Source organism: Aquitalea pelogenes, assembly GCF_001515305.1.
Taxonomy (GTDB): domain Bacteria; phylum Pseudomonadota; class Gammaproteobacteria; order Burkholderiales; family Chromobacteriaceae; genus Aquitalea; species Aquitalea pelogenes.
In genome coordinates, this window is record NZ_LNQV01000053.1 from 16,942 (window position 1) to 27,249 (window position 10,308).

Genomic DNA, 10,308 nt, shown 5'->3' on the forward strand with positions numbered 1-10,308 from the left:
ATCAACCCTGGCGCAATACGGCTTGCAGGAAGCGCTGCGCCAGCACGCGGTAGTCGTGATGGGCCAGCACATATTGCCGTCCGGCTGCGCCCATGCGGCCGCGCTCGTTGGGCGTGGTGGCCAGCATGCGGCGCACGGCCTCGGCAATGGCGGCCGGGTCTTCCGCGCCTACGCTGAAACCGGCCCCGGCGTCCTTGACCATGTCGTTGCCCGCTTCCACCGAGTGGATCACCGGCTTGCCGGCCATCAGGTAGTCGAACAGCTTGTTGGGATTGATGCCGAAACGGTAGATGGGCAGCTTGCGCCAGCCGATGAACAGGCTGTCCATTTCCGCCAGGAAAGCCGGCACTGCGCGCTTGGGAATGCTGGGCAAAAAGTGCACATTGGACAGGCCCATCGCAGCCGCCTTTTCCACCAGCGCGGCCTTGTCCGGGCCATCGCCCACCAGTACGAAGCTGACTGGCGTGTCTTGCAGCCGGGCAGCGGCTTCCAGCAGGAAGTCCAGCGCATTGGCCAGACCATGGCCACCAGCGTAGCCAATCAGAAAGCGCTTGTCCGCCTTGAGTTTTGCCAGCGCAGCCAGGTGCTCGGCCGGTAGCGGCGTGTCCGCCCCCTGCCACTCGGCCACGTCCACACCGTTAGGTACCACATGATATTTTTCCGCCGCCATGCCGTGCTCCATCATGTAGTCGCGTGCGCAGGGCAGCATGGAGATGACGGTATCGGCCTTGCGGTAGCCAAAATCCTCGGCCCACTGCATCAGGCGGATGAAAGGGTGGGAGCGCGACATGCCGCCCACTTCCACCGGCGTCAGCGGCCACAGGTCGTGCACCTCGTACACCAGCCGCGCCCCGGTCTTGCCGGCGATGAAGGCGGCAGGGATGGTATCCAGCGGGTAGGTGGAGGAGGCAATCACCACGTCCGGCTTCCACTCCTTCAGATAGCGCCCGGACAGGCCCATTACCTTGCCCAGGAAGCTGAAGATATTGATCACCCGCTTGAGCCCGTTGCCCGGATAGGCCGGGGTCTTGCACCAGGTGTAGCGGATGCCGTCGATGTCTTCGTCCTGATACTTGGAGGACAGCTGCGGATTGGTCTGGCGCAGATGCGAAGTATCTGCCGCCAGCATATTGACTTCGTGGCCGGCCTTGACCCATTCACGCGCCAGGTAATAGGGGCGGAATTCCATGCCGTGGCGCGGGCTGCCGGCATAGTGATTGATATAGAGAATGCGCACGCTGCTGCTTTTCCGGATTTAAGTGTCCGCTGTTCAGAACAGCCCGGCGGCGATATTGATCATCATCGCCAGCACGGTGGTGTTGAACAGGAAGGACAGGATGCAATGCACGGAGCCGATGCGACGCATGGCCCGTGAGCTGAAACTGATGTCGGCCGTCTGGCCCGAGGTGCCGATGACGGCAGCAAAGTAAAAGAAATCGCTGTAATTGGGTTCTTCGTCACCGGGGAATTCCAGCCCCGGCTTGCCGCTGCGAAACAGCGCCACGTAGTACTGGTGGGCGTAATGCAGGGCGAACATGGTTTGGGTAAACAGCCAGCTGGTAAAGATGGTGAGCACCGACAGGCCGATATGCAGGCCGCGGCTGCCGCCGTGCAGGTCTTTCGCTACCGACAGCTCGGCCACGATGGACAGCAGGCAGACAATGGCTGCCAGCACCACCAGCATCAGGATGGCCAGCTCGCCTTCGTCCTGCCGTGCGGCACGGTGGCGGATCTGCTCGGCATCAGCACCATGCATCATGTTGAGGGCCAGCAGCAGATACAGGCCGGCACCGGCGTTCCAGCCAATCACATAGGCGGTGAGCGTACGCATGGGGCTGAGCATGGTCAGCATTTGCGCCATTGCCAGCCCGAAGACAATGGCGGACATCAGGCGCGGACGTGTGCGCAGGATATGGATCAGCCGGGCCAGCTGGCCGTGATGGTGACGGATGGGCTTGTCCATGTCGGTCTTCCTCCAGCGTATTCAGGAAAGTTGCGCGTACAGGTCCACCAGCTTGCGGCCTTCTGCCGCCCAGCTGTATTTCTGCAGCACCGCCTGCTTGCCCGCCTCGCCCAGTTGGCGCATGCGGTCTTCATCCGCCATCAGGCTGTTGATGGCGGCGGCAATGGCTTGCGGGTCTTGCGGGTCCACCAGCACGCCGCAGCCGGCGTCATCGACGATTTCGCGCCATACCGGGAAGTCACTGGCAATCACCGGCATGCCGGCCGCCATGTATTCGAACAGCTTGATCGGCAGCGCATCCACATAATTGGGGGTGGGGAACAGCGTCACCAGGCCGATCTTGCTTTGCGCCAGCACCTGGGCCACGCCCTTGCGATCCAGCACGCCAAGATCATTCACCCGCGCCCAGCCGGCTTGTGCTTCCAGCCTGGCGCGCAGGTCGCTCTCGCTCCAGATGCCGGCCAGATTCAGCCGGGTGGAGGTATCCGGCAGTGCGGCCACGATGGGTTCGATACCGCGAATGCGCTGATGCCGCCGATATAGCACACCTCGTTCTTGCGGCTGTCCCACGGCGTATCGCGCACCAGCTCTTCCAGAATGGGGAAGTTGCACACATCCAGCACCCGTCCGCCCAGTTTGGCAAAACGGTTGCGAATGTGCGGGGTGGATGTCACCACTGCGTCAAAACGTTTGGCTGCCCAGTCTTCCACTGTTTCAAAGCTGCCGGACACCAGTGGCCGTATCGCACCGGGAATCCAGTGCTTGGCCAGAATCTGGCGCGGCATGTCTTCGTGCACGTCGTAAATCACCTTGATACCGGCCTGCTTCAGCCGCAGTGCGGCGGGAATCAGCTCCGGGTCGTGAAAATGCACGATGTCCGGGCGCAGTGCCAGTGCCGCCTGGTATACCCGGCTGGTGGTGCCGGTCATGCGGGCAAAGCGGCCGCCGGTTTTGGGGCCGACATCGTGAAAGCGCACGCCCTTGTTGATTTCCTCACCCAGGCCATCGGCCACGATCAGGCTCACCTCGTGACCGGCAGCAGCCAGCGTGGCGCATTCCTTGACGAAAATGCGGATGTCGTGACGCGGGTGGGCAGAAGTGAGATGGGCTACTTTCATACGGCAGAATCCTTGTGTGCCGCCCCGGACAGCAGGCTGGCATAGAGATCGGCAAAGTGCTGCATATTGCTGTGATGCAGGGCTTTCTGGGCCACCAGCTGGCGGTTGAGCTGCACCGCCTGCGCCAGACGGGCATTGTCCGCCGCCCAGTCCATGCCGGACAGCAGGCTGTCGCTCAGCCGGGCGATGTCTTCGGCAATCAGGCCGTTGAGGCCATCGATCACCCACTCGCCATTGGCGGGCAGATTGGACAGCACCGGCAGGCAACCGTGCCCCATGGCTTCCAGCAGGCTGATGCTGGTGGCGTCCGAACGCGGCACGCTGACAAACAGGCGCGATTCCTGATACAGGCCAGCCAATACTGCGGACGAAACAAAACCGGTGAATTCCACCCTTTGCAGTTGCAGGCGGCTGGCCAGCGCTTTCAGGCTGTCGGTGGACTCGCCACTGGCGGCTACGGTGAGGCTCCAGTCCGGGTAACGGCTACTGGCCTCCACCTGCTGCCAGGCATGCAGGATGGCATCGATGCGGTACAAGGGCTTGTGCAGGCGGCAGGACAACACCTTGTTGGCCTTGGCCGCGATATCCGGCTGCGCCGGCAGCGCGTCCATGCCGAAATTCAGCACGTCGATACGGCAGTGTTCCCCAGCCAGCTGGCGGATTTTCGCTGCCATATACAGCGAATCCGAAGTAATCGCCGTCGCGGCGCGCAGATTGGCGCTCACCATCTGCCGCATCAGCCGGTTGCTGTCCGGCAGCAGCAGCACGTCCGAGCCCCAGGCGGTCAGCACCATGGGCACACGGCTGCCCCTCAGCGCCCGGCGTGCATGCCAGGACACGCTATTGGCCTGATGCACATGCACCAGGTCCGGCTTTATCTGGCTAATCCAGCGGCCCAGTTTTCCGGCGCTGCCCAGTGCTTTCAGGCCGAAGTCCAGCCGCAGCTCGCCCTTGAGATTAGCCGGACGCTTGTCGGCCGGGACTCCGCCATTGCAGGCCAGCCAGATTTCGTCCACATGCGGGGCGATACCGGCCAGGTAACGCCAGGTGTGTACCGAGGCAGAACCGATCAACAACAGCTTCATTGGATATTTTCTTTCTCGATGCGGCGCAGTTCCGCCAGCAGCCGGTCCAGTTTGTGCGCCAGCGCGGCATTGTCGGCCAGAGCAATATTCATCGGCAGGTTCAGCACCGTAGCCGCCAGCCGCTCGCCCTGCGGCGCACTACCGGCCACATAAGCATGGCGGAAAGAACCGGCCGGATGGATCACATCATCAAACCACACGCCGATATTCAGCCCGCTGGCCTGACTCAGGCGTCGCGCCACGGCGGCCTTGTTGGCCTGAGGACAAGACAGCGCAAACGGGTAACGCACCCAGTGGCACGCAGCACCGGCAGGCACGGCCCACTGGGTGATGGACGGCAGTGCCGCCAGTGCCTGTTGGTAACGCTGCGCCAGCGCCTGCTTGTGTGCCAGCGTGGCGGGCAGATGGGCCAATTGGCGGCGCACCAGCACGGTGGACAACAGCGGCATGGCGCGTACCGGATGCGGCATGCCTTGTGACACCTCGGCATCCGCCGAGCGGTAAATCAGGCCCAGACGGCGATTGATGGCCATGGTGATGCGGCCCAGCAGCGGCCAGCGTGCACTCAGCAGATGGGCTTTGAGCGTGGCCAGCAAGCGCCATTCATCCGCACAGGACAGTTCCGGCCAGTCCTGCTGCGGGGTGGTCATGCCGGTCATGCCGGGCGGAAAGATGGCCAGGCCGCCGATGCCGCCAGTCAGGTTCTTGGAATATTCAAAACTGAAGAAAGCCCCGTCGTGATAGCTGCCCAGCCATTGGCCATCCAGCTGACTGGCAAAGCCGTGGGCGGCATCATCGATGAACTTCACTTGCGGATGGGCGGCGCGCAGCGCATCCGGTACCCGGCACGGCAGGCCGTAATTGTGCGGCACGATGACGCGCGGGTGGCCGGTCCGATGGCAGCGGCCAGCACGTCCCAGTCAAAATTCAGGCTGTGTGCCGACACATCGACAAAACGCAGCGTGGCGGACAGTGCCGGAATCTGGTTGGGCACCACCACGCAGGTATAGGCCGGGACAATCACCTCGTCCCCCGCGCCGATACCATGCTGCTGCAACAGTACGCGCAGCGCGGCACGGCCGGTGTCGTACAGGCCGATGCGCGCCTCGTCCACGCCAAAACAGGCTGCCAGCTCGCGCCGCAGCGCGGCACGCTGGAATGCGCGGCCACGCAGCATGCCGGGCAAGGCGGACAGGTAATCGCACAGGCTTAGTGAATTAGCCGTGAGCATGGTCTTGCTCCAGTTGGCGACACAGCCGGAAGACCCAGACCATGTAGATGATGTAATAGATGGAAACCGTCACCGACAGCAGGCGGAATACCTGATGGGCATTCTCCCCCGCCCAGTACACCACGCCCAGCGAGCCCAGGTTCACCACCACGCCCAGCAGGGCAAACAGCAGCGACTGGCGCTGGCGCGACAGCACCATGGGCACCATGAAGCAAGGTGCAGCCAGGAACATGCAGAAGAAGGACGGCGTCAGCGTGGCGGCAATCTGGCCGGCATCGCGCCATTGTTCGCCAAAGGCAAAGGCAAACAGCGGGCCGCCCCAGGCCATGATGATGAGAAAAGGCACAATCGCCAGTGCCGACAACACCAGCAGCGCCTTTTTCAGCAAGGGCCGCAGGCTGTGGCCCTTGGCATGGGCTTCAGCCAGATCGCGGTACAGCACTTGCGACACGGCTTGCCCCAGCAAGGCGGCGGGCAGCTTCAGCACCCGCACCACCAGGCCGTAATGGCCCATCAGTTCGGCGGTAGCCAGCATGCCCAGCAGTTGCACCATCAAGGAATCCTGCAAGGCCACCACAAAGGCATGCGGGGTGTTGACCAGCGGGAATTCACGATAGCGGCGCAGGATGCGGCCCATGCCACCGGAACGGGCGGTGCGCAGCCACTGCGGCAGTGCGCGCCAGTCTTGCCGCGCCTGCAGCAGCCAGGAGGCGGTCTGGCCAGAGATCTGCGCCAGCAGCAGGCCCAGCGCGCCCAGCTTGCCAAAGCCTGCAGCCAGTTGCACCGTCACCATGGCGGCGGATTGGCCCATACGGCCCTGCGCATTGGCGCTGTAACGGCGCTGACGGTTGTTCCAGTTGGTCCAGATCTGGTTATTGGCCGCCACCCAGATGCCCAGCGGCAGCAAGGGCAGCCAGGGTGCCATGGCCGGGGCATGTAACTGAGCGGCAATCCACGGCCCGGCAGCCAGCAGCGGAATGCTCAGCACCGCCAGCAGCAGGGTGTTGAACAACAGCGCCAGTACCATCAGGCGCATGGCGTCGGCCTCTTCTTCCGGCAGCACCACCGCCATGTCGTAGCGCCAGGTGGCAATCACCACCAGGTTGGACAACCACGCGACAAACTGCGTCAGCACGCCAAAATCAGCCGGGCTGTACAGCCGGGTGAGCAGCGGGGTGAACAATACCGGCAGGAACTGCGCCACGGCAGCGCCGCCAGCCAGGGTGGCGACATTGCGGGCAAAGCCGCCCTGCCCCAGCCTGGCCTTGAGTTTGGCCAGCACGCTCAGCCCAGTGCCTTTTTCACCGCAGCGACAATGGCATCCTGCGTGGCTTCATCCAGGAAGGGGTGCATTGGCAGGCTCATCACGCGCTTGCCGGCGGCTTCGGCCAGCGGGAAGCTGCCTTCGCCCTGGCCCAGATGGGCAAAGGCCGGTTGCAGGTGCAGCGGAATCGGGTAATGCACGGCGGTGGGCACGCCCAGTTCCTGCAGGGCTTTCTGTACCGCTTCGCGATTGTCCACCTCGATGGTGTACTGGGCGTAAACGTGGGTATTGCCCGCGCCGATCACCGGCACGCGGGTCACATCCTGCAGCAGCGCGCTGTAGCGGGCACCAATGCGCTCACGCGCGGCCACTTCGTCGGCAAAGCTGGGCAGCTTGGCCAGCAGCACCGCAGCCTGGATGGTATCCAGACGGCCGTTCAGGCCGATCACCGGGTGGTGGTAGCGACGGTCCTGGCCGTGCACGCGGATTTCGCGCATTTTCTTCGCCAGTTCGTCGTCATTGGTAAAGCAGGCACCGCCGTCGCCATAGCAGCCCAGGGGCTTGCTGGGGAAGAAGCTGGTGCAGCCGATGGTGGACAGGTTGCCGGATTTCTTGCCGTGCTGGCTGGCGCCAAAGCTTTGTGCGCCGTCCTCGATCACCGCAATGCCGTGCTTCTCGGCAATGGCGTTGATGGCGGTAAAGTCCGCGCACTGGCCGTAAAGGCTGACCGGCATGATGGCCTTGGTACGCGGGGTGATGGCGGCTTCCAGCAGCGCCGGGTCCAGGTTGTAGCTGATGGGGTCGATGTCGACAAACACCGGGGTGGCACCCAGCAGGGCAATCATTTCGCCGGTGGCGATGAAGGTAAACGGCGTGGTGATGACTTCGTCGCCACGGCCCACGCCCAGCGCCATCAGTGCAATCAGCAGCGCCTTGGTGCCGTCACACACGCCGATGGCGTGCTTGACGCCGGTGTAGGCGGCCAGTTGCTGTTCTACCTCTTTGACTTCCGGCCCCATGATGTACTGGCCGTGATCCAGCACCGCGTGGATGCGGGCGTCGATGTCGGCTTTCAGATGCTGGTACTGCGCTTTGAGGTCGATGAACTGGATGCTCATGGCTCGATTCCTTGCTGGGGCCGGGCTGCCGTGCGGGCAGCCGTCGGGATTGTATGGTTTCAGGCGGTGCAGGCTGGTCCGGTTCAGGCCGGTGTGCAGTGATTGCCGCCAATCTGGTAAAAGCTGTCGCAGGCCGGGCAGGCATGGGTGCCGATGTCATTGGGCAGACGCTCGCCGCAGGCGCACATCCAGCCGATGCGTTTGGCCGGGGTGCCCACCATCAGCGCATAGGCCGGAACGTCGCGGGTTACCACCGCACCAGCACCGATAAAGGCATATTCGCCCACCTGATGGCCGCAAACGATGGTGGCGTTGGCACCGATGGAGGCACCGCGCTTCACCACGGTACGGCGGTATTCATCCTTGCGGCTGACATGGCTGCGCGGATTGTTGACATTGGTGAACACCATGGACGGCCCGCAGAACACGTCGTCTTCCAGCGTGACGGCATCGTAGATGGACACGTTGTTCTGGATCTTGACGTTGTTGCCGATCTCTACGTCATTGCCGACAAACACGTTCTGGCCGAAGGAGCAGCGCTCGCCAATGCTGGCGCCGCCGCAGATATGCACCCAGTGCCAGATGCGGGTGTCGGCACCGATTTGTGCGCCTTCATCAACAATGGCGGTGGGATGTACGGTGTATTGGGTCATGGGCGGGCCTCCGGACGGGGGTCAGAAAAACAGGAAAAAGCCATCGGCAAAATACACCAGGCCAAGCAGGCCGACCGGCAATGCCGCCAGCCACACCGCCTTGCGTTTGAACAGGCCGGCGATGGAGGAAATCAGGATGGCCACTTGCAGGAAAATCACCGCCACGCCAAACGGCTTGCCCTGACGCTGGGCGGCATCACGCTCGGCTTCCAGGCGGCGGGCTTCCTTTTCGATTTCCTTGCGTTCGGCCGCATAGCGGGCAGCCTTGTCGCCCACTTTTTTCAGCTGGGCCTGATAGTGCTCGCGCTGGGCCGGGCTGGCGGAAACCGGCAGGTTGTCCAGCTCGAACTGCAGTCGTTCACGCTCCACATCATACAGATTGCCCTTGATGCCCTTGGCCTGATAGTAGGCCCACTGGTCCGAGGCCTGGGCCTGGGCGATCACGCTGCGGGTGGAGAAACCACCGCCCTTGAAGGTGGACAAGGTGGCGCACACGGCCAGGATGACGGTGGTGAGCGCCAAATAATTCAGCCAGGGGTCTTTCTTTTCTTCAGCCATGAGTGTGTTTCAGTATTGCGCAATACGAATGATGGGTTGGTGGAGCAAGCGGCCCGCACGGTGCGGGCCGGAATGGGTTTTAGTAATCCAGCGGCAGGCTGATGCGACGGCCATCACGTGCCGACAGGTACATGGCAATCAGCAGTTCCAGCGACTTCAGCCCTTCGCGGCCGTCGGTTTCCGGCTCGGCCTTGCCCTGCATCACGTTGATCACATTGTCGTAGTACAGCGGGTGACCAAAGCCGTAAACGCTGGTGGTGGCATAGCTGGCGTTCTTGATTTCGTCGTCCATGGCATGCGGTTCGGCGAATTCCCAGTGCTGGATTTCATTCACCGCCACACCACCCACACGTACCGAACCCTTTTCGCCCAGGATGGTGATGGAGCCTTCCAGGTTCTTCGGGTAGGTGAGCATGGTCACGTTCATGCTGCCCAGCGCGCCGGAACGCCACTTGATGCTGACGGTGCCGGTGTCTTCCACTTCGATGTTGCGTGCCAGCGTGGCGGTGTAGGCCTGCACGCTTTCAACCGGGCCGATCAGCCAGTCCAGCAGGTCCACATAGTGGCTGGCCTGGTTCATGAAGGCACCACCGTCGAATTCCCAGGTGCCGCGCCAGCCGCCCTGGTCGTAATAGCTTTGCGGACGGGTCCAGAACACGTTGACGTTGACCATGTAGATGCGGCCAAAGCGTTTTTCCTGCATCGCGCGCTTGAGCAGTTGCAGGGTGTCGTTACGACGGTTCTGCTTCACCACGAACATGCGCTTACCGGCCTTGTCTGCGGCTTTCACCATGGCAAGGCGTCTTCCCAGCGGGTGGCCATCGGCTTTTCCGTCATCACGTGGAAACCGGCCTCGGAACATTCGATGCTTTGCGCCGGGTGCAGGCCGGACGGGGTGGTCAGCACGATGATGTCGGCATTGGTGGAAGCCAGCATGTCGGTGAGATTGCTGTGACCACGGGCGCCGGTGCGCTCTACCGCAGCTTGCAGAGCAGCCGGGTCGATGTCACAGACGTCTACCAGTTCGGCACGGTCTTCGTGTTTTTCCAGCGAACCGAAATGGTTGTTGGCAATGCGGCCGCAGCCAACCAGCGCGAAGCGGATCTTGCGGTCGGTGATGGGGGCGTGATGTACGGTTTTCATGGTGTGTTCCGTTCTGTGCTTAAACGGCAAAAGGCGACCACGGGGTCGCCTGCTTGCGTCATGCCGTCAGGGTCAGGCCTTGACGATGTGGTCGGCGGGTTCCAGATACTTGCCACGGCTGTCGACGATCAGCTGGGCATGTTGCTTCAGCAGCGTGTAATCGAACTTGTCATGG

At 62.7% G+C, this 10,308-nt stretch carries 10 protein-coding genes and 2 pseudogenes; all 12 read right to left on the reverse strand.

The genetic code is table 11. From position 1 onward, the window contains the following. Position 1 precedes the first annotated feature (1 nt). On the reverse strand, positions 2-1,237 hold the full coding sequence (locus AWT75_RS17635) for a glycosyltransferase family 4 protein (protein ID WP_062790848.1): 1,236 nt from the start codon (positions 1,235-1,237) through the stop codon (positions 2-4). 33 nt (positions 1,238-1,270) lie between these two features. Beyond that, positions 1,271-1,963: a DUF1345 domain-containing protein gene (locus AWT75_RS17640; protein WP_062790849.1), complete on the reverse strand. Its 693-nt coding sequence runs from the start codon at positions 1,961-1,963 to the stop codon at positions 1,271-1,273. A gap of 21 nt (positions 1,964-1,984) precedes the next feature. After that, on the reverse strand, positions 1,985-2,464 hold the full coding sequence (locus tag AWT75_RS23150; protein ID WP_239689644.1) for a glycosyltransferase: 480 nt from the start codon (positions 2,462-2,464) through the stop codon (positions 1,985-1,987). Beyond that, the gene (locus AWT75_RS23155; protein WP_239689645.1) at positions 2,431-3,081 is read right to left on the reverse strand and encodes a glycosyltransferase; all 651 of its coding nucleotides are present in this window, start codon (positions 3,079-3,081) and stop codon (positions 2,431-2,433) included. The genes AWT75_RS23150 and AWT75_RS23155 overlap by 34 nt, the downstream gene beginning before the upstream one ends. Beyond that, positions 3,078-4,166 (reverse strand): glycosyltransferase family 4 protein, encoded by a 1,089-nt coding sequence (locus AWT75_RS17650; RefSeq protein ID WP_062790852.1) that lies wholly within the window; start codon positions 4,164-4,166, stop codon positions 3,078-3,080. Before AWT75_RS17650 ends, AWT75_RS23155 begins: the two co-directional genes overlap by 4 nt. Then, positions 4,163-4,825: a DegT/DnrJ/EryC1/StrS family aminotransferase gene (locus AWT75_RS23160; RefSeq protein ID WP_338021312.1), complete on the reverse strand. Its 663-nt coding sequence runs from the start codon at positions 4,823-4,825 to the stop codon at positions 4,163-4,165. Before AWT75_RS23160 ends, AWT75_RS17650 begins: the two co-directional genes overlap by 4 nt. Positions 4,826-4,897: 72 nt before the next feature. Beyond that, a pseudogene (locus AWT75_RS23165) lies at positions 4,898-5,397 on the reverse strand (DegT/DnrJ/EryC1/StrS family aminotransferase); the annotation flags it as partial. Further along, positions 5,384-6,679: a lipopolysaccharide biosynthesis protein gene (locus AWT75_RS17660; protein WP_062790854.1), complete on the reverse strand. Its 1,296-nt coding sequence runs from the start codon at positions 6,677-6,679 to the stop codon at positions 5,384-5,386. The pseudogene AWT75_RS23165 and the gene AWT75_RS17660, both read right to left, overlap by 14 nt. Before the next feature lie 2 nt (positions 6,680-6,681). Then, entirely contained in the window at positions 6,682-7,779 is a 1,098-nt protein-coding gene (locus AWT75_RS17665) for a DegT/DnrJ/EryC1/StrS family aminotransferase (protein ID WP_062790856.1), read from the reverse strand. An 83-nt stretch (positions 7,780-7,862) separates the two neighbouring features. After that, a complete protein-coding gene (locus AWT75_RS17670; RefSeq protein ID WP_045848837.1) occupies positions 7,863-8,432 on the reverse strand; it encodes an acyltransferase in 570 nt (189 codons plus the stop codon). 21 nt (positions 8,433-8,453) lie between these two features. Next, positions 8,454-8,990: a DUF4337 domain-containing protein gene (locus AWT75_RS17675; RefSeq protein ID WP_062790858.1), complete on the reverse strand. Its 537-nt coding sequence runs from the start codon at positions 8,988-8,990 to the stop codon at positions 8,454-8,456. A gap of 79 nt (positions 8,991-9,069) precedes the next feature. Further along, a pseudogene (locus tag AWT75_RS17680) lies at positions 9,070-10,133 on the reverse strand (Gfo/Idh/MocA family protein). Positions 10,134-10,308: the final 175 nt, after the last annotated feature.

What these genes read in the sequence shown, in the direction of transcription:
- AWT75_RS17675 (WP_062790858.1), bottom strand. Translation starts at nt 8,990, where the DNA reads ATGGCTGAAGAAAAGAAAGACCCCTGGCTGAATTATTTGGCGCTCACC.
- AWT75_RS17670 (WP_045848837.1), bottom strand. Translation starts at nt 8,432, where the DNA reads ATGACCCAATACACCGTACATCCCACCGCCATTGTTGATGAAGGCGCA.
- AWT75_RS17665 (WP_062790856.1), bottom strand. Translation starts at nt 7,779, where the DNA reads ATGAGCATCCAGTTCATCGACCTCAAAGCGCAGTACCAGCATCTGAAA.
- AWT75_RS23155 (WP_239689645.1), bottom strand. Translation starts at nt 3,081, where the DNA reads ATGAAAGTAGCCCATCTCACTTCTGCCCACCCGCGTCACGACATCCGC.
- AWT75_RS17640 (WP_062790849.1), bottom strand. Translation starts at nt 1,963, where the DNA reads ATGGACAAGCCCATCCGTCACCATCACGGCCAGCTGGCCCGGCTGATC.
- AWT75_RS17650 (WP_062790852.1), bottom strand. Translation starts at nt 4,166, where the DNA reads ATGAAGCTGTTGTTGATCGGTTCTGCCTCGGTACACACCTGGCGTTAC.
- AWT75_RS23160 (WP_338021312.1), bottom strand. Translation starts at nt 4,825, where the DNA reads ATGACCGGCATGACCACCCCGCAGCAGGACTGGCCGGAACTGTCCTGT.